This window comes from Allomuricauda sp. ARW1Y1 (genome assembly GCF_013407935.1).
GTDB lineage: Bacteria > Bacteroidota > Bacteroidia > Flavobacteriales > Flavobacteriaceae > Flagellimonas.
Genome location: NZ_JACBZU010000003.1, coordinates 193,335 through 211,418 on the forward strand (window position 1 = coordinate 193,335; position 18,084 = coordinate 211,418).

Genomic DNA, 18,084 nt, shown 5'->3' on the forward strand with positions numbered 1-18,084 from the left:
GTAGGAACCAAAAATCGAGAACCATGATCAAAGTACTTTTGCCCACTGATTTTTCGGAAAATGCTTTTCATGCCATTACCTATGCAGTAAAGCTATTGGAACACGCCACTTGTACCTTCTACTTGGTACATGCCTATACCCCTCCGGTGTATAGGGTAGACTATGCCTTGGGCAGTCCAGGACAATTGGGCCTGCCCGATGACGAAAGGAACAAGGCAGAGGAAGCCTTGGAACGGACCAAAAAGAAGATAAAGTCACTATTGCCCGTATCCCGGCACAGCTTTGTTACCCATGCCGCCTTCAACTCCTTGGCGGAGGAACTGGAATCGGTTTCCCAAAAAGAGGATATCGATTTTATTGTGATGGGTACCCAAGGAGCCACAGGAGCCAAAGAAATTCTATTTGGTTCGAACACGGTACAAGTAATCCAGAAATCATCGGTTCCGGTATTGGCCGTTCCTGCTGAATTCGAATACCGTCTGCTCCAAAATATGTTGTTCCCTACCGATTACGAAGTAGAATTTAAAAAGGCCAATTTGGAAACGGTACTCCAGCTTTTGAAACTGTCCCGTGCCAAATTACACGTTTTGCACATAAGCTCTCCCGAAGGCCTTGATGAGAGCCAAATGGACAATAAGGGCTATCTGGAAGGTCGCCTTTTGGAACGGAACCATCAATTTTATGATATGCCCGACCAAGATTTGATTGCCGCCATCAACGACTTTCAGGATACGGTGTCTGTGGACATGTTGGCCATGGTAAGGAACAAGCATACGTTTTTGGAGCGCCTCTTTATAGCGCCTACCATCAGAAATATTGGTTTGCACAGCAAAGTGCCTTTTTTGGTATTACCGTTAAACCCTTAATCCGTTGCCATGTTACACATTTTAGCACCCACCGATTTTTCGAACAACTCCTATAATGCGATTTATTACGCAGCTCGGTTGTTTGCCGATACCGATAGCGAATTTCATATCGTACACGTCTGCGGGACTGAGGGAAGTTCCGATTTGGAAAGCTCAAAATTGGAATCCACCAAAAACTTGGATGCACTGCAGCACCGGCTCATTCGTGATGTGGGCAAAAACAACAAGCATTCGTGGAAAAAGGTTTCCTTGTGCTCCGATATGGCCAAAGGCATTGCTGATTATGCCAAGGAAAACGATATGGATCTTACAGTCATCGGCAACAAGGCTAAGGAAGAAGTAAAGGACATTCTTTTTGGGAACAATGCCATGCAATTGGTGCGGGAGATTACTCATTGCCCAGTACTCATTATCCCCTTGGAAATTGATTTTAAAAGGGTCGATAAGATGGCCTTTGCATCAAATTATGTGAGGCCTATTCACGCAGAAAGCGTTAGTGCACTTCAGTTTTTTAGTGCGTTACTGGATAGTGTCATTGTTCCCATGAGTATCGAAGACGATAAAGGGAAAGACGCCTCAAAGCAAAATAGGGCGGATTTTTTGGAGGCCATTTCCGAGAGCGCATCCAAAGAGGTCAAACTCCCGGTGTTCGAGGGCAAGGTAAACACCATATTGGAATTTGTGGACCTATGGAGCATTGATATGCTTTGCATGGTGTACTATCCCCATCATTTCTTTTTGGAATTTATAGGAAAGGGAATCATCAAAGAGCTCAATACAAAATTGAAGATTCCGTTTTTGATCCTGCCCGATACATCCAACTGACGAAAATCATAGGGCAGTTTTCTGACCTGACTTATTTTATAATGAGTTAAAAGGGATGGAAAGCGAACGAGCCATCTGGAAGAAAATGATAATTGAAAAATTGATGAAACTATGAAGCAAATAGGAATTTGGTTGGATAAGCAGGAAGCCAACGTTGTGGTATTGAACAATGGGAAGGAAAGTATGTTCACTATTCCTTCGGAATTGGATTTTTTCAACCCCAAAGGCGGGGCACGATCCAAGACCAAATGGGGCCCACAGGACGTGGTGCAGGACAGCAAGTATTTGGAAAGGGAAAAACATCAGTTAAAAAGTATTTTGATACGCTTGCCAAAAAGGTTTCCGATGCCGATGAACTTGCCATTTTTGGCCCTGCCGAAACCCCTGATAAGTTTACCGATGCCTTAAGATCTAGACACTCGGCCCTAGCCAGCAAAATCAAATTGACGGAGACAGCCGATAGTATGACCGAAAACCAGTTTAAAGCATTGGTAAAACGCTCTTTTGGAATGGATGACCGATATCCCGAAGGCGATTAAGATTGCCCCGGAACATGATTTAGGTCATTTCATAGCTAGCTAGTTTGTACTACATTCAATCCAAATTTAATGTAACTGCCGTAACGATGAAGAGGGAGAGACAAATAGCGGTAATGCATGGAGAATTACAGACATGGAAATCCTATCTGCAGTTTATAGCGGATGAGATGGCTTTTATTCAAAGACTGCTCGATTCCTATGTATTTGAGCCACGGACTCCCAAATTGTTCGAACGTTTGGAAAACTTCAAACAACACTTCGATAGTTCCAAGGCCGAACGCTGTTCGTTATCGGAATTCATCAAAAATCATGAAAATGGACTGGGCGGCATCTTTGAATGCACGCAAGATGAGTGCGATGGCCATTACTACGAAAAGCACTTAAGCCTCAAGAATAGAGTGGACCGGTATATTGAGACTTACATCAATTTGAAAAAAGAGGTGTACGATTATGCCGGGGCCATACTCAAGAAAAAGAAGCCCTTGTACTGATGTGGCGTTGACCATATCGGAGAGTCAAGCAATTATTTAATCTGTTAAATCAACTAGTTATGTCATTGGTAAAATTGGACGGAAAGCGATTTCCATGGAACGAAAGACTGATTGATTTTTTCAGTCGGGATGCATTTGTGGATGATGATTTTTTCAATTTGGAGAAAACCCATCCATCCATGAATGTCAAGGAACACAAAGATGATTTTGAAATTGAGTTTGCCGCACCGGGATTTGAAAAGAAAGATTTCAAGATCACTATGAAAGATGATGTATTGGAGGTTTCGGCCCAAAAGCGTAAAGAGAAGACCGAAGAGGAAGAGAACTTTACCCGAAGGGAGTTCAACTACAATGCATTTACCAGAAGTTTACAATTGCCACCCACCGTAGATCGCTCCAAAGATGTTAAGGCGGTATACCAAAACGGTATCCTTACCCTCAAGGTCCATAAAATGGAAGCGGCCAAAAACAACCAAAAAAAGGTGATTGAAGTGGCATAGTTAAAAACCAGCGGCAGATGGTTTCCGTCTGCCGCAAAATGTAATTCAGTGATGGAAACAAAATCGAACAAACGACAATATAGGGAATGGTTCAGTGCAGATGAGCTGCACGAAGAGACCAGACAATGGTGTTCCGAGATGAAATTTGCCCGGGACGAGCAAAAATTCCTGAACAGCATGATCAAGGACTATACCTTGGACATCATCGACTCCGACATGTTCAAAACCATACAGCCCATTGTGGATGCGTTGAACATCTGCGAAAGGGATTTGGTGGAACTTTTCAAAAAGGTTCAGCTGCACGAAAACCAGCTTCAAATTATGGTAGATGAGGTCAACCAAGAGAAAATGGAGGCCGCTTATCTGGATACGCACAACGACCTTGCCAAGGAAGTATCGGATTACTTTGTACGGTACCGCGATGCGAAAAACAAGATTTTCGACATCGTATCCCAGGTAATGAAGCGCAGAAGACAAAAACGATTATTGAATTAATATAGCTCTTAAAAGGATGAAAGTACTGGTGTACAGTGCCAAGGATTTTGAAATAAAGAACTTGGAGAAAGCGAACAATGGAAAGCATAAAATAAGGTTTGTTCCAGAAGCCTTGGATACCACAACGGCGGTAATGGCGGCAGGATATGATGCCGTGTGTATCTTCTCCAACGATGATGCCAGCCTTGTGGTACTCGAAATTCTCCATGACCTTGGCGTAAAGTATATCACCCTGCGATCCACGGGCTACAACAATGTCAGCGTAAAATCGGCCAAGCGCATCGGGTTGAAGGTGGCCTATGCCCCAGAGTATTCGCCTCATGCCATTGCCGAACATGCCGTAGGCCTTTTGCTGGCTTTGGACCGTAAGTTGGTTCAGGCCAACACTCAGGTAAGAGCCTTTAATTTTGCGTTGGACAACCTTATTGGTTCCGACCTGAACGGAAAGACCGTAGGTATCTTCGGAACGGGACGGATCGGTTCCATTTTGGTGAAAATATTCCATGCTTTCGGATGTAAGGTCGTGGCCCACGACCTGGAGCGCAATCACTATTTGGAAAATCATTATGAAGTGGAATACCTTCCTTTGGAAGAACTCTGCAGGAAGTCGGATATCGTAAGTATTAATACTCCGCTAAATTACAATACCCATCATATTTTTAATACAACGCTTCTCATGGCCATGAAGCCAAGTGCCATATTGATCAATACAGCTCGTGGGGGCATTGTAAAAACAGAGGATGTACTGGCAGCACTCAAAAGCGGTAGGCTTGGTGGCTATGCAACCGATGTATATGAACACGAAAGGGGCATTTTCTTTAAGGACCATAGCAAGAATGGCATTACGGACGAACAGCTGAAAGAGCTGATTGCCCTGCCCAATGTGCTGCTGACCCCTCACCAAGCCTTTGCTACCAAGGAAGCCCTTGTTCGTATTGCTGAGACTACCATCCACAACTTGGATTGTTGGGAGGAAGGGAAAACCAATACTAACGAGCTTGGATTTGAAACCATTATGTTATAGGAGTGGGCTCAATAGCTTGGCAAATCCTTCGATCAACTTTTTGGTCCAAGGTCGGTTTTTATGAGCTTCGTAATCATCCAACAGCAGGGATCTTTCACAATCTTTTAAAAAATCCGATTTCATCTGTTGGCAAAGGGGTGCATCGTACACAAAGACCTGGGCCTCATAATTTTGTTGAAGGCTCCGATTATCCAGATTGGCCGTTCCAATGCTGGCGATTTCATCGTCACAGAGCATTACTTTGCTGTGCAGAAAACCATCAGCGTAGAGATAAATTTTGATCCCTGCCTTTAGATAGGATTCAAAATACGCCCTTACGCACCAATCCACCAGTTTGATATCGGTGCTGGTCGACATTAATATGCGAACATCCACACCGCTGAGGGCTGCGGTCATCAAGGCCTGTAAAATGGCATGGTTAGGTATAATATAAGGGTTAACGATGTAAAGATATTTCTCCGCACTGTTGATGATGGAAAAATACACCTGTTCCATCACATCAAAATCATCATCCGGACCGCTGGGCACAATTTGTAGGGAAGTATCACGCTCCAAGGTTTTATGGATGTTGAAGGCAGAAACATCCACCTTTTTTTCGCTCGCCAGAAACCAGTCGGTCACAAACAATCGATTTAAAAAATCGACCGCCTCGCCCTCGATTTTTAAGTGGGTATCGTGCCATTTGCCCAAGGCAGGGTCGCCCTTTAGGTATTTATCCGAAATGTTGATACCTCCCGTAAAGCCGATTTTGTTGTCGATGATAATGATTTTTCGATGGTTCCTGTAATTCAATGAAGCCAAGAACCTGCCAAATTTAAAAGGGAGGAACTGGGCCGTTTCCACACCTATTTCGTTTAATTTTTTCAGGTATTTTTTGCTTAGCGAATAACTGCCTATACCGTCATATAGTAATCGAACGGTCACATTTTCATTCACTTTACGTTCAAAGACATCCAAAAGCCTATCCGCCAACAGGCCATCCTCAAAAATGTAATACTGCAAGTGGATGTGGTCTTGGGCTTCTTCGAGGGCATGGAAGATGTGCTCAAAAGTTTGTTGCCCATCCTTTAAAAGTTCCAATTCATTGTGGCAGGTAACTGGGCATTTGGCCGTTTTGGTAATCAAGGAAGTGATTTTGAGCTTGTTTATGGATAGTTTCGGGTCACAATGGATTTCTTCCGATTGTTCCAACGGGCCAAACTCATTTTTGAGGGAAAACATTTTACTCTTTCTCCGGTTCCTGCCGAATAAAAGATAAAGAAGAATCCCTGCCACCGGAATGGTAAAAATGGCCAGTAACCAAGCCAAGGTTTTGCTGGGCCTGACCCCGTTCAATAAAAGGCTTACCACCATGATCAGGGCAATCAATATATAGAGGCCGATAAGAATGGGAATGAGCATCCGTTGGTATTAAGCTGTTTGAAATACATTGACAAGGTAGTAAAAGTATTTTGCCAATAAAATTGGGCTGGTCAATCATAGGAATGTTAAAATATCACTGATTGATTCATGCCTTTCAAATTATGTGGACAAAAAGTGTAACAAATCTGTAAAAATTGATACCAAAAAATGCGGTCCAGCCACTCACAAAGATGAAAAAGGCCTCTGCTTTTGGATTTTAGGTTAAAATTAACATAAAGCTACAGGAGCACTCCTTAATTTTAAGACCCACGGATTTGAATGGATTATTTTACATACATACATACCCACCTTTTATCAACTCAGAATAAATCAAATAACTAACATATGAAAAGAAGAGATTTTGTACAGTACGCTGGTATGGGTGCAGGGGCCATGATGATGCCCTCGCTTCTTATGGGAAACAATATTCCCGCGGAAGCACTGCTCGAACCAGGGATGGATACCGTACTCAAAAAGAAAATGGCCGATGTTGCCCTTAACACGGCAAAGTCCATGGGAGCCACCTATGCCGATGCAAGGATTGGAAGATACCTGAACCAATACGTCTTCACTAGGGAGGATAAAGTACAGAACGTAGTCAACACCGAATCCTTTGGAATCGGAATCCGTGTGATTGCCAATGGCACCTGGGGATTCGCTTCTACCAACGATGTGACCGAGGATGGGATCAAAAATGCAACCCAACAGGCCGTAGCGATTGCCAAGGCCAATTCTAAAATCCAAAAAGAACCCGTGGTTTTAGCGCCTGTGCAAGGGCATGGCGAGGTTTCGTGGAAAACACCTATCCAAAAGGACTTTAAAGAAGTACCTATTTCCGAAAAAGTGGACCTTTTGTTGAGTGCCAATGCCGCTGCTATGGAAAATGGGGCCAACTTTGTGAACTCTGCCCTATTTATGGTGAACGAGCAAAAATATTTTGCCTCTACCGATGGGTCGTACATTGACCAAGACGTACACCGTATCTGGCCAACCTTTAACGTAACGGCTATTGACCGACAGGCGGGTAAATTCAAGAGCCGACAGGCCTTGAGTGCCCCTATGGGAATGGGATATGAATATATGGATGGTCTGGAATCCGAAAAATTGTCCGGTCCAGAAGGCATCAAACTTTACAACAGAAGCTACGATATCGTAGAAGATGCTACCATGGCTGCACAACAGGCCAAGCAAAAACTTTCCGCAAAATCGGTGGAAGCTGGTAAATACGATTTGGTGTTGGAACCTAATCATCTTGGTTTGACCATTCACGAATCAGTAGGTCACCCATTGGAACTCGACCGTGTGCTTGGATACGAAGCGAATTATGCGGGAACCAGTTTTGCCACTTTGGACAAATGGGAATCCAAAGACTTTAACTACGGAAGCGACATCGTAAACATCGTGGCCGATAAGACCCAAGTAGGATCTTTAGGTGCCGTAGGTTATGATGATGAAGGCGTGAAGACCAAAAAATGGGATTTGATCCGTAATGGTACATTGGTGAACTACCAAGCCATCCGTGACCAAGTCCATATGATCGACCAAAATGAATCACACGGTTGTTGCTATGCGCAGAGTTGGGAAGATGTGCAGTTCCAGCGTATGCCCAATGTTTCCTTGGAACCCGGTACCGAAAAATACTCGTTGCAGGATATGATCAAGGATGTGGACAAAGGAATCTACATTTTGGGCCGTGGTTCGTATTCCATCGATCAACAGCGATATAACTTCCAATTTGGAGGAACCTTGTTCTACGAAATCAAGAATGGTGAGATAGCCGGTATGCTGGAAGATGTGGCCTACCAATCCAATACCCAAGAGTTTTGGAATTCCTGTGCAAAAATCTGTGATAAAGACGATTATCGATTGTTCGGTTCCTTCTTTGATGGTAAGGGGCAACCCTCTCAAGTCAGTGCCGTTTCCCACGGAAGCTCCACTTCTAGATTTAACGGAATCAATGTAATCAATACAGGTAGGACCATTTAAGGTTTATTCAAATTAAATACTAAGACAATGGCTATATATACTAGAGAAGAAGCAAAAAAGATTTTGGAAAAGGCATTGAGCTTTTCCAAGGCCGATGCCTGCGAAATAAACCTGAGTGGAAGAAACAGCGGAAACATTCGTTATGCACGAAACACCGTGTCCACTGCAGGATATCAATCCAACCAAAGCTTGGTGGTACAGTCCAGCTTTGGCAAAAAGGTGGGAACGGCAACCATCGATGAATTTGACGATGCATCCTTGGAAAAGGTGGTCAGAAGGGCAGAGGAGCTCGCGCAATTATCCCCCGAGAACCCTGAATTTATGCCGCCCTTGGGACCACAAACATACGATGAGGCTATCACATACAAGGAATCGACTGCCAACATCACTCCGGAGTACCGAGCTGAGGTGGCCAATAGCAGTATTGTTCCCGCCGCTGCAAAAGATGTAACTGCGGCAGGCTTTTTGGATGATTCGGCCCAATTTTCGGCCATGATCAATTCCAATGGATTGTTTGCCTACAACCAATCCACCAACGTGGATTTTACGGTGACCATGCGTACCAACGACGGTACAGGTTCCGGTTGGGTGACACGCGACTATAACGATATTGACAAGTTTGACGCTGCAGAAGCATCAAAAATTGCAATAGACAAGGCAGTGATGTCCCGAGAGGCGCGTGCCATAGAGCCCGGTAAGTATACTGTTATCTTGGAACCGGCTGCATCCGCAGATCTTTTGCGTAATATGTTTGGTTCTTTCAATGCAAGGTCTGCTGATGAAGGAAGAAGCTTTATGTCCGCCAAGGACGGAGGCAATAAATTGGGACAAAAGATTGTGGACGAAAGAGTGAATCTTTGGTCCGATCCCTTACATCCCGATGTGCCTACCTCCACATGGAACGGAGCGGGACAGCCTTTAAAGAAAACCAGTTGGATTGAGAACGGGGTGGTCAAAAACTTGGCCTATGACCGTTACTGGGCAGAGCAAAAGGGTGTTGAGCCCGTGCCCTTCCCAAGCAATGCAATTATGGAAGGCGGCGACGAAAGTTTGGAAGACATGATCAAAGGAACCAAAAAGGGTATTTTGGTGACACGCTTTTGGTATATCCGAAGTGTAGACCCACAAACCTTGCTATATACTGGTTTGACCCGGGACGGAACGTTCTATATTGAAAATGGACAGATCAAATTCCCTGTAAAAAACTTCAGGTTCAATGAGAGTCCGATCATTATGTTGAACAATTTGGAATCGCTCGGACAACAGGTTCGTGTAAACGGCAACCTAATTCCTTACATGAAGATTCGTGACTTTACGTTCACCAGTCTTTCCGACGCGGTATAAGCATAATACACACAACAAACTGGTGGTCGACTTGGTATCGACCGCCAGTTTTTTATTTTGGCAAAGATTTTAGCCTACGACCAAAATGGCATTGGATAACGAATTTTTTTTCACACGCTTGCAGTATGAATCAGGAGATTGGGATGTGGATCAGCGTATGCCCTCCAATTTGCTGAATTCCTTGGTAGAATACACCACACTTAAGGTCGATACACAGGAAAAAATCATCCCGTTGGCCAGTGACGATATCTTTAAAAGCCCGTTTTGTTATATCTCCGGCCATAAACTGGTGCAGTTCACCAAAAAGGAAAGGGAAAATTTTGAAAAGTACGTCCGCAACGGCGGTTTTGTCTTTGCAGATGACTGCAACCACGATATTGACGGTCTTTTTGCTAAATCCTTTGAACGCCAAATGGAAGAAATTTTTGGGGCTGGCGAATTGAAAAAAATTCCCAACGATCACGAAATCTACACCATTTTTTTTGAGTTTGATGATGGTCCACCTACCACTTCCCAAGAATTGAACGGATGGGGAGATGATTTGGTGCACGAATACCTCAAGGCCATCGTCATCAACGGACGCATAGGCGTGCTCTACAGCAACAAGGATTATGGATGCGAATGGGATTACGATTTTAGAAACAAACGATGGTACAAAATCGACAATACCCGTTTCGGGGTCAACATCGTGCTGTACGCATTAACTTCTTAACACTATTGATTTGAACAAAGAACTACAACAAATTGCAAACGAAGTGGAGGGGCTTTCCGAAAAATTATCGGCCCTGAAGCAGGAAATTGGGAAGGTGATCATTGGTCAGGAAGAGACCGTTTCACAGCTGTTGATTACCTTTTTGGCAGGTGGACATGCCTTGCTGGAAGGTGTTCCGGGGTTGGCAAAAACCTTGATGATACGAACGCTTTCGGATGCGATTGACCTAAAATTCAAAAGGATTCAGTTTACCCCGGATTTGATGCCATCCGATATTATCGGTACCGAGATACTGGAGGAAGACCATAGTACGGGCAAAAAATTCTTCAAGTTTAATAAAGGCCCCATCTTTTCCAATATCATATTGGCGGATGAGATTAACAGGACCCCTCCCAAAACGCAGGCAGCACTTTTGGAGGCCATGCAGGAGTTTGAGGTGACCTACGGCGATAAAACCTATAAACTGGACAGGCCATTCTTCATTTTGGCCACCCAAAACCCGATTGAGCAATCAGGGACCTTTGTATTGCCAGAGGCACAACAAGATAGGTTTCTGTTATACATCAAAATTGGCTACCCGACGGATAAAGAAGAGACCGAGATTTTAAAGGCAACCACCGGAACCAAAAAGGCAAAATTGAACAAGGTGTTGTCAGGAGAGGACATCATCCGATTACAACAGTTGGTGCGGGAAATCTCCATCAGCGATGGTCTGATTCAATATGTGAGCGATGTGATACGCGCCACCCGGCCAGACACCACATCAGTCGACTACGTAAAAAAATGGGTGGATTGGGGTGCAGGTCCGCGTGCAGGTCAGGCCATGATCCTGACCGCAAAGGCCAATGCCCTCTTAAATGGTAAATTGGCCGTAACTCTGGAGGACCTACAAACCGTTGCCTTACCCGTGTTGAGACACAGGGTGCTGGTCAATTTTAGAGCAGAGGCAGAAGGTATCACTTCGGACACAGTGACCCAGGAAATACTTAAAACCGTTCAAGTTAAGGATAACTAATGGCAACAAGGGACTACCACGACCTTTTAAAACCGGATGTGATCAATACGGTATCGGGCCTCAGCCTGATTTCCCGAATTGTGGTGGAAGGTTTTACCTCCGGTCTGCACCGTAGCAAGAGCGTGGGTCCTGGCATGGAGTTCAGTCAATATCGGGGTTATGAACCCGGTGATGACCTACGATTGCTCGATTGGAAAATGTTGGCCAGATCGGGACGATATTACATCAAACAATCCGAAGTGGACAGCCATGTAGCCGTTAAGTTTATCGTGGATGCCAGCGATTCCATGGCACACGAGGAGAACGGCATTTCCAAACTGGAATTTGCGCGCGTCATGATTGCCTGCCTTTCCCATTTGGCACAAAAACAAGGCGATTCCGTGGGACTTTTTGCCCTTAACGAAGATGATTTTGTAAGCATTTATCCCAAAGCGGACCGAAAGCATTTTAACCGTTTGCTGCTGGAATTGTTGGGCATATCCACCAAAGGAAAATGGCCGCAATTTTCGGTAGCCTCAAGAAAAATTCATAATCGGGGCGAAAAGGAACTCATTTTTTTCTTGACCGATATGTATGAGGATGTTTCCGAGCTCTCCGATTTTGTGAAAAACTTGAAAACCGCACACAACGAGGTCGTGGTAATTCAAATTATGACAGGTGCGGAAATGGATTTCGATTACAAAAAATCCGTCACTTTTGAGGATTTGGAAACCGGAACCAAGGTCAAGGTAGATATCAACAAAGCCAAGGCAGGGTATTTGAAGGCATTGGACAACAAAATAGGACAGACCAAGGAGCAATTGCTCTCACAAGGGGTACATTATCATCTGTTTCGGATGGATGATGATTTGGGTGATGCCCTCCAATTATTTTTAAAGGAACGAATTCGATTGGTGTAAATGGTTTTTGCGAATCCAACATATCTCTGGGCACTATTGGGACTTTTGGTCCCCTTGGCCATTCATTTGTGGAGCAAAAAAGAGGCAAAGACCGTCAAAATCGGGAGTGTTCAGTTGTTGGACGAATCAAATTCACGCCAATCCAGCAGCATTCAATTGAACGAATGGTTGCTCCTGCTGTTACGTATGCTGATTTTGGCACTTATCGTATTGTTGATGGAGGGCCCACAATGGCGTACCAAGGGCAATCAACAACAGGTTACCTATTTGGTGGAGCCTTCGCTGGCCAACGAGCCCACTTTGACCCCCATTTTGGATAGTTTACAAGAAGATGCCTCCGTAAGGTTGTTTGCCAACGGATTTCCGGAATGGGATTTGGATACGGATTATCGAGCGGAACAGGAGACTCCCAACTATTGGCAATTGGCACAACGATTAGATTCCTTGCGTTCGGATAGTTTGGTCGTGTTCACTAAAGCATTCGCCAGGGGCATCAAATCCAAACGACCGAACACCCAAAAGAACATCCACTGGGTAGTCACCGAAGGTGAGGAAATTCTTGAACGTCCCCTCATTGCCCTCAAAAACACCGAGGCTGTTCAACTGGTTTCGATTTCCAGCAATAGCATGAGAACCCGCATCAATAAGGAAGTGATTAAAGATGGATACCAACTGACAAGGGCAGGAGATAGTTTGCAACTTGGAGAAGGAGCAAATACCATCGTTCCGCTACATAAAATGGATACCCTTCTAATCAATCTGCAAGCGGACGAGGGTTTTGAAAGGGAAGAAAAGTATCTTGAAGCCTCTTTTCGTGCTTTGTCCGCCTATTTGGGGCAGCCTATCAAAGTTAAGAAGGACAGCTCAAGCGAAAGTACCGATTTACAGGTATGGTTGAGTGAAGAGCCCTTGACACCAAGCGAAGGGAAATGGTTGGTTCTGAAACCGGACGTGATGGCAAAACAGTTGATCGAGCCCGGACCTACAAAAAACATTTTCCATTTAACCTCCCGTTTAAATCCCAAGAATACGGTGGAGCAGCGATTCACGGAACAATTGTTGGGTATTTTGGGCGTGAATAAGGAGGTTGAAAGTCTTGCCAAAAATATGGACAGACGTCAGATGGACGAAGCCTCTTTAAAGCCCAATTATGTAGCGCCCAAACGAAAAAGGGAACGCGCCACTTTAGTGGATATTTCACTTTGGGTATTTGGTCTAGTGGCGGGATTGATGCTGGTAGAACGATTGATATCAAAGTACAGAAAACAGTGAACGGAGCAGCCCACATAAAACAGTTTCAGAAACGTTGGCAACAATTGCTGTATGCCGAGGCACTGTTATATGCCGTTGGTTTTGGAGGGATGATGTATCTATTTACCCACAACATGGGATATGGTATCCTAAGCCTTTTGGTGGCCCTGGTTGTTTCCGTTTGGATCAAAAGACCTTGGAAAATAAATGAAGCAAGGGCTGTCAACTATATTGATGCCCACTTGCCACAGGCTGGATATAGCAGTGGACTCTTATTGGTGCCTGCGCGCGAGCTTTCAGACCTATCAAAATTACAGCAGTACCGCGTTGCCGCCCAGTTAGAACCTGTTTTACCAAAGACACGACCACCTCAAAAACTATTCAAGGCGGCATTGGTTATGTTCGGACTGGTGCTTATCGGACTGATGGCCAATACTATCTGGACTTCCTTGAACCCATTTTGGAATAATGGTTCATCCAATGAGGACGTTATTACTTTCGCTCCGAAGGATAGTTTATCATCATCCATCAAAATCCCTGAGCTCACCGATACGAAAGTGACCGTTCAATACCCATCCTATACCAAAAAACCAACCGTGCAGACTTCTTTGCCCAACATTAAAGCGGTGCAAGGTTCCAGGATCACATGGCATCTCGAATTTGATGGCGAAGTACAAAAGGTTCAAATGGACCTGATGGGCGAGCATTTTGATTTTGTCAAAGTGCAAAACCAATACCGATTGACTAAGCCCTTGGAAGCTTCGGGCTTTTATAGCTTCACTTTTACCGATGGTGACGGAAACGATTATGTAAGCGACCTGTATTCCATGGAAATGGTCAACGACGAGCCGCCTTTGGTTCAATTGGAGGGATTGGATAATTACAGCTATTTTGAGTTTGAGGAAGCTAAACAATTGAGCTTCAATGCTACTATTTCGGATGACTTTGGTATTGAGGATGCCTACATCATCGCCACGGTCAGTAAGGGTTCGGGAGAGTCCGTAAAGTTTAGGGAGGAATCCGTTCGCTTTGATCGAACCATCCCAAAAGGAGGTAAGTTGGTGCAATTGCGACAACAACTGGATTTGGACGCCCTCAACATGGACCCGGGGGATGAACTCTATTTTTATGTGGAGGCCCTGGACCAAAAATCACCAACACCCAATGTGGCGCGTAGCGAAACCTACTTTGCGGTGATTCGGGATACGGTCACGGATATATTTGCGGTAGAGGGCAATTTGGGGGTGGACCTGATGCCCGATTATTTTAGGAGTCAGCGCCAATTGATTATTGATACCGAAAAACTGATTGCCGAACGTGGAACCATTTCCGAAAAAGATTTCAAGTTCAGGAGCAACGAACTCGGTTTTGATCAAAAACAACTTCGCCTCAAGTACGGACAGTTTATGGGCGATGAGACCGAAATGCAATCCGCCCCCGGACAAGTATCGCCTGAAGCTGGTGAGGCAGACCATGATCATGATCACGAGGGCGGGGAAGAGGACTTGCTGGATGAATACAGCCATAAACATGATAGCGATAACGAGCACAACTTGGTAGTTGAAGACGATCACGACCATGGTACAGAGGAAGAGAAGGAGGATCCTTTGCATGAATATGTGCACGATCATGGTGACCCGGAAGCCTCTACACTTTTTGAAAAATCCCTCAAAGCGAAGCTTCGGGATGCCTTGACCATAATGTGGGATGCGGAATTGTACCTCAGATTGTATGAGCCTGAAAAATCCTTGCCCTATCAATACGATGCCTTAGAGATTATTCAGGACATTAAGAACAGTGCCCGAATCTATGTCCACCGCATTGGTTTTGACCCTCCACCGATCAAGGAGGAGAATCGACTTAGTGGTGATATCGAGGGAATTACCAACGTTACCAAAGAGGAAGGATTTGATTACGAAATGTCCTTTGCTGCCACTCGTGAAGCCATATATCGTTTGGAACTCCTCATTCAAGAAGAAACAAATTTTAGCGAAACTGATGCCGCCCTTTTTGAAGAGGCAGGAAATGAACTGGCCCAAAAAGCCATCGCCAAACCCCTTACATATGTTAAAGTGCTACAAGGACTTCGGGATTTACAAAAGGCTTCGGATAGGACCAGAGAAAGCTATAAGGAAGTGCAACGGAAATTATTGTCGGTGTTGCCCGAAGTGGATGATAACCCTGTCAAAAGAACGGTATACCCTAATGAGATCAATCAACTGTACCTAAAGGAATTGGAAGCTTATGATTGATGGAGTGCAGTTGTTGAACCAAAATCTCTTATGGCCAGTGGTGCTGGTCGCGCTATTATTGTTGACGGTATTCGTTTGGAAAGAATGGGAACAACGAAGGGAGAAACGCTTTTGGATTAAATCGGTGTTGGCACTATTGGCCATAGTCTCCCTTACAATGATTGTATTGCAACCTGCACGTTTTCAAGAAGAAACCAAAGGCAAAGCCATTATCCTGACCAAAGGATACCGTACCGCCCAATTGGACAGTTTACGATCTATCTACAAGCGGATTCCGATGGAAAATTATTCCCCTGGAAAAACCTTATCCATTTTGGAGGAAGCTGATTCCTTATTCTTGTTGGGACAGGGATTGGAGACCTACGACCTTTGGCAGCTCGACGATGCCACCGTATCCTTTTTGGGAGCGGGACCCCTTATGGGATGGACTAAAATTTCTCATGATACCAACATTCCCCTTGGCGAACGGTTTTCCTTGTTCGCACAATATGCACAACCAATCGAAGGACATTGGGCCATTTTAGCGGATAACGGAGGTAATCCATTGGATTCCGTAGTTTTTGGAAAAGCGGAGCAGCAAACGGTGCGATTGTCTGCAACTACAAAGGCAAGCGGAACATTTGTGTACCAACTGTGGGAGAAAGATGGTGATGGCAAAGTACTTTCAAAAGAGCCAATTCCCTTACATGTGGAAAAGGGTACATCATTGCGTATTTTGATGGTCAATACCTTTCCAACTTTTGAAACGAAGTACCTCAAAAACTTTTTGGCGGAGAACGGCCATGAACTACAGGCCAGGACCCAGCTCACCAAGGACAAATACAAATTTGAATACTTTAACGGAGCATCCGAAGCAGTATATGGATTTACCATGGACCAGCTAGAGAAATACGATCTTTTGATTCTGGATACCGATAGCTACACAGGTCTTTCCAATGCTTCAAAAAGAGCCATTGAAGCATCTGCACGAGTAAATGGTCTCGGGATTTTTGTCCAGCCCAATGAAAATCTGTTCCGTTTGTCTAAGAACCGTTTTCCAATGGCATTGGAACGCGATGGAAGGACTGAAATCTCCTTGGGACATGCAGGTGAAACACTGGCAACATATCCTTATCAATTTGAAGCAGGTGTCAGACAACAGCCAATAGCAATCGATTCTACCATAATTGCCGGCTACGTGCCCATGGAAAAAGGGAAATTGGGCAGTACGGTGCTGCAAAACACCTATCAATTGGTGTTGGATGGTGATGATGAAATATACGCAAGCATTTGGACCCAAATACTCAATGGAATTGCCAAACCGCAAGAATCAGAAATGGCTTTTGAGGCATTGACCCCCATCCCGAAGGTAGATGAACCATTTTTATTTGAAATTCGAACCCTTGAGGAAAATCCTCAATTGGAGAATATGGATGGAAGCCCCATTGCGTTACTGCAAGATGCGAGTCCTCCGACAAAATGGTCAGGCACCCAATATCCTAGAAAAATAGGTTGGAATCAAGTTCGGTCCGAAAAGGATAGTACGGTCGTGTTTTCCTATTACGTTTTTGATGAAGATCAATGGACGTCTGTTGCTACGACACATAACATCGGAGCCAACAAGCGTAAATTTGGAACGGACAACCGTTTTAGGGGCAAGTCAGCTTCCTCCAATGGGAGCTTGCAACCTATTTCTCCGCTATGGTTTTACGTTTTACTTCTTTTGTGTTTGGGTTGGCTATGGTTGGAGCCCAAATTGGTGTCATAAAGCGACACATTTTGATAAATTATTTTTCCAGATCTGGAGATAACCTGTTCAAGATTTTATCAATGGATTGAATTACCTGTGAAATACGTGTGGTTCCCCCCGAATAGTTATCCTTGTTCAAGATTAGATTGTTTCTTGCTACAGATGACCTATCAAATATGTTAGGATCATGTACTATGACGTACTGTCTGAACTTAAAATCCTCAATGGAAAGTTCTTTCAACAAAGGTTTCCAATCATTTAGAAATGCATACTCTACATCAATTATGGCTCGGCTTACCTGTTCTACTTCATTTTCGTAGTAGTTGCTCAATAACCTACGGAGTTTATCATCGGATACCTTATCCAGACCATTCGATTTTAAGGTTTCGTACGAATTTGTTATGGCTGCGAACCGTTCAAACTGTAGAATATCGCCTAACCAAAATTTCAAACTGTCAGGATACTGTTCCTGTTCATGTTCCAAGATTTTAGTAATCGACGAAATGGCTTTTTCAAAGTTTTTGTGGACCTTTTTCAAATCCATTTTATCTACTTCCAGGTTTTCGCGAATTTGTGCTAGCATTTCCTGTTCAAATGAACGGCTCTTTCTATTTTCGTTCCAATTGTTTACCTGTAGGGCAATCACTATGCCTATTACTACCAGAATGATTTCGCCAATAGCGTACTTTAGGTATTTTCCGAAGTTTCCTTCTGAAACCAACTGTTTTCTGATTCTTCTAAAGAGGGCAAACATA

17 protein-coding genes are annotated in these 18,084 nt (G+C 44.2%); 15 read left to right on the forward strand and 2 right to left on the reverse strand.

Annotated features, from left to right (window positions below):
• Positions 1–23: 23 nt before the first annotated feature.
• From GGE08_RS09835 to GGE08_RS09865, 7 genes are all read left to right on the forward strand, one after another.
• Positions 24–866: a universal stress protein gene (locus GGE08_RS09835; protein ID WP_179384720.1), complete on the forward strand. Its 843-nt coding sequence runs from the start codon at positions 24–26 to the stop codon at positions 864–866.
• A 9-nt stretch (positions 867–875) separates the two neighbouring features.
• Complete coding sequence (locus tag GGE08_RS09840) at positions 876–1,691, forward strand: universal stress protein (protein WP_179384721.1); 816 nt, start codon at positions 876–878, stop codon at positions 1,689–1,691.
• A gap of 248 nt (positions 1,692–1,939) precedes the next feature.
• Positions 1,940–2,230, forward strand: coding sequence for a hypothetical protein (locus tag GGE08_RS09845; protein WP_257023997.1), 291 nt, complete (start codon positions 1,940–1,942; stop codon positions 2,228–2,230).
• Between the two features lie 86 nt (positions 2,231–2,316).
• A complete protein-coding gene (locus GGE08_RS09850) occupies positions 2,317–2,721 on the forward strand; it encodes a hypothetical protein (protein ID WP_179384722.1) in 405 nt (134 codons plus the stop codon).
• A 59-nt stretch (positions 2,722–2,780) separates the two neighbouring features.
• A complete protein-coding gene (locus GGE08_RS09855) occupies positions 2,781–3,221 on the forward strand; it encodes an Hsp20/alpha crystallin family protein (protein ID WP_179384723.1) in 441 nt (146 codons plus the stop codon).
• A 51-nt stretch (positions 3,222–3,272) separates the two neighbouring features.
• Positions 3,273–3,716 (forward strand): hypothetical protein, encoded by a 444-nt coding sequence (locus GGE08_RS09860; protein ID WP_179384724.1) that lies wholly within the window; start codon positions 3,273–3,275, stop codon positions 3,714–3,716.
• A gap of 16 nt (positions 3,717–3,732) precedes the next feature.
• Entirely contained in the window at positions 3,733–4,740 is a 1,008-nt protein-coding gene (locus GGE08_RS09865) for a 2-hydroxyacid dehydrogenase (RefSeq protein WP_179384725.1), read from the forward strand.
• Here the strand turns inward: GGE08_RS09865 and cls are convergent.
• Positions 4,735–6,141 (reverse strand): cardiolipin synthase, encoded by a 1,407-nt coding sequence (gene cls, locus GGE08_RS09870; protein WP_179384726.1) that lies wholly within the window; start codon positions 6,139–6,141, stop codon positions 4,735–4,737. The two genes, GGE08_RS09865 and cls, sit on opposite strands and share 6 nt — an antisense overlap.
• Positions 6,142–6,486: 345 nt before the next feature.
• Here cls and GGE08_RS09875 point away from each other — a divergent pair, with 345 nt between their 5' ends.
• From GGE08_RS09875 to GGE08_RS09910, 8 genes are all read left to right on the forward strand, one after another.
• On the forward strand, positions 6,487–8,127 hold the full coding sequence (locus GGE08_RS09875) for a TldD/PmbA family protein (protein WP_179384727.1): 1,641 nt from the start codon (positions 6,487–6,489) through the stop codon (positions 8,125–8,127).
• 27 nt (positions 8,128–8,154) lie between these two features.
• A complete protein-coding gene (locus GGE08_RS09880; protein ID WP_179384728.1) occupies positions 8,155–9,471 on the forward strand; it encodes a TldD/PmbA family protein in 1,317 nt (438 codons plus the stop codon).
• A 91-nt stretch (positions 9,472–9,562) separates the two neighbouring features.
• A complete protein-coding gene (locus tag GGE08_RS09885) occupies positions 9,563–10,183 on the forward strand; it encodes a DUF4159 domain-containing protein (protein ID WP_218847531.1) in 621 nt (206 codons plus the stop codon).
• A gap of 10 nt (positions 10,184–10,193) precedes the next feature.
• Positions 10,194–11,198 carry an AAA family ATPase gene (locus GGE08_RS09890; RefSeq protein WP_179384730.1) on the forward strand — a complete coding sequence of 335 codons (1,005 nt, stop codon included), beginning with the start codon at positions 10,194–10,196 and terminating at the stop codon, positions 11,196–11,198.
• Positions 11,198–12,097, forward strand: a complete 900-nt coding sequence (locus GGE08_RS09895) for a DUF58 domain-containing protein (RefSeq protein WP_179384731.1) — start codon at positions 11,198–11,200, stop codon at positions 12,095–12,097. The genes GGE08_RS09890 and GGE08_RS09895 overlap by 1 nt, the downstream gene beginning before the upstream one ends.
• The gene (locus tag GGE08_RS09900) at positions 12,098–13,369 is read left to right on the forward strand and encodes a BatA domain-containing protein (RefSeq protein WP_179384732.1); all 1,272 of its coding nucleotides are present in this window, start codon (positions 12,098–12,100) and stop codon (positions 13,367–13,369) included.
• Positions 13,300–15,600: a tryptophan-rich sensory protein gene (locus GGE08_RS09905; RefSeq protein ID WP_257023998.1), complete on the forward strand. Its 2,301-nt coding sequence runs from the start codon at positions 13,300–13,302 to the stop codon at positions 15,598–15,600. Before GGE08_RS09900 ends, GGE08_RS09905 begins: the two co-directional genes overlap by 70 nt.
• Entirely contained in the window at positions 15,593–17,347 is a 1,755-nt protein-coding gene (locus tag GGE08_RS09910; RefSeq protein WP_179384733.1) for a hypothetical protein, read from the forward strand. The genes GGE08_RS09905 and GGE08_RS09910 overlap by 8 nt, the downstream gene beginning before the upstream one ends.
• Positions 17,348–17,366: 19 nt before the next feature.
• On the opposite strand, the gene GGE08_RS09915 is transcribed toward GGE08_RS09910, so the two are convergent.
• The gene (locus tag GGE08_RS09915; protein WP_179384734.1) at positions 17,367–18,083 is read right to left on the reverse strand and encodes a DUF6090 family protein; all 717 of its coding nucleotides are present in this window, start codon (positions 18,081–18,083) and stop codon (positions 17,367–17,369) included.
• Between the last annotated feature and the right edge of the window lies 1 nt (position 18,084).